The following is a 1,589-nucleotide window of genomic DNA, read 5'->3' on the forward strand; positions in this document are numbered from 1 at the left end:
TTGTTTCCTTGGAAGTTTGACTTAGTTTTTTACTTCTTCGGTAAATATAGTAACCAGTATATTTATTTTCTTTTTTAGATAGCAATTCAATACTATTGTAGTTCATTAATATGGCTCTATTATTTTTTTTATCAATTTGATATATTTTGAGTTTCAAATCAAAAGTACAAGTATTTTTTCTATCGGTACAAGTTTCAGATAATATTGACTTTAATGAAATTTTCTTAACTGGATATGTGCTGCGAGAATATATATCTAATTTTATTTTTTTTATAGGAATTTTATCAACTTTTATTACTAATGATGCGCTTTCGTTTTTAGATAAAGAATATGCAGGAATAACTAAAACTTTATAAAGATTCTTAGAAATTGAATTGGAGAACTGAACTTCATATAGTCAGATGACCACAAAAATGTTATAAAATAAATCAATTAAACGATTACCAGTATAAACGACCATGACTTACTCCCTAGATTATCGCAAACAAGTTTTAAAAAGCTTAGATGAGGGCATGACCTTTGCCGAAGCTGCTGTTTTCTATGATATCAGTCCAACGACTATCCAGAAGTGGAAAAAGCGTCTTCATAGTAAAACCACTCGATATATTAAGCCCTACAAAATAGAGGATGAAGCCCTAGCTCAGGATGTCAAAGACCACCCTGACGATTATCACTATGAGCGAGCACAGCGTTTTAATTGTAGCCCAACAGGCATCAGCAAAGCCTTAAAGCGTATTGGTGTTAGCAAAAAAAAAAGACACTTGAGCATCCCAAAGCTTGTCCACTAAAGAGGGCTCACTACCTAAAAAAACTTAACCACTACATTGCTCAAGGCTTTGCTATTGTCTATATGGACGAGAGTGGCTTTGAAAGTGAAACGATGCGTCCTTGTGGTTATGCACCCATTGGTAGCCCCTGCATTGGCAGTTATAACTGGCAAGCCAAGGAGCGAACCAACGTGATTGGTGCGCTATATGGCAAAATGCTGTTTGCACTCGATTGCTTAAAGAGCAACATCAATAAAGAGGTTTTCTATCACTGGTGCAAGTTCACGCTGATACCAAAGCTTAAGAAAAAATGTGTGATCGTTATGGATAATGCGACCTTTCATAAGCGCGTTCAAAAGCTGCTTAACAGGCATGGTCACAGGCTTCTATTCTTACCACCTTATAGTCCTGACTTAAATCCCATCGAGAAAAAATGGGCTCAAGTGAAGTTTTTACGCCAAGGTTGGATGGAAAATGACTTATCTAAATTGTTTTATGATATTCATCCAAATTATAACTCTTTTGTAGTGCAGTGACTATAACTAATTTTTTCTATGGACAAAAAATCTGGAACTTCATTAATAAAAACCGCTTGAGTATAATAACTAGACATACTAATCCTTAATCTAAAATCACATGAATACTGAACTTTGTCTTTTCAGATGTATAAACTGATTCAGTAAATCCATTATTATCTGTTGTGCCAAAACTTGTATTTCCATTTTCACTTATAAGCAAATATTTTTGGTTTGGGGCTGGATTGCCTATACTATTTTTAACCATAAATCTCAAATTGAAATTCTGAACTGCCCCAGCAATCAA

3 protein-coding genes are annotated in these 1,589 nt (G+C 34.2%); 2 read left to right on the top strand and 1 reads right to left on the bottom strand.

The features are described 5' to 3' along the window. Positions 1-458 precede the first annotated feature (458 nt). The gene (locus ACT3SX_RS14950; RefSeq protein WP_192524967.1) at positions 459-788 is read left to right on the top strand and encodes an IS630 transposase-related protein; all 330 of its coding nucleotides are present in this window, start codon (positions 459-461) and stop codon (positions 786-788) included. A 62-nt stretch (positions 789-850) separates the two neighbouring features. Then, positions 851-1,303 carry a transposase gene (locus ACT3SX_RS14955; RefSeq protein WP_225735425.1) on the top strand — a complete coding sequence of 151 codons (453 nt, stop codon included), beginning with the start codon at positions 851-853 and terminating at the stop codon, positions 1,301-1,303. An 85-nt stretch (positions 1,304-1,388) separates the two neighbouring features. On the opposite strand, the gene ACT3SX_RS14960 is transcribed toward ACT3SX_RS14955, so the two are convergent. Next, the coding region (locus tag ACT3SX_RS14960; protein WP_444518783.1) for a hypothetical protein at positions 1,389-1,589 on the bottom strand (201 nt) is incomplete at its 5' end.

It is taken from the genome of Psychrobacter sp. AOP31-B2-9 (assembly GCF_052378005.1).
Lineage (GTDB): Bacteria > Pseudomonadota > Gammaproteobacteria > Pseudomonadales > Moraxellaceae > Psychrobacter.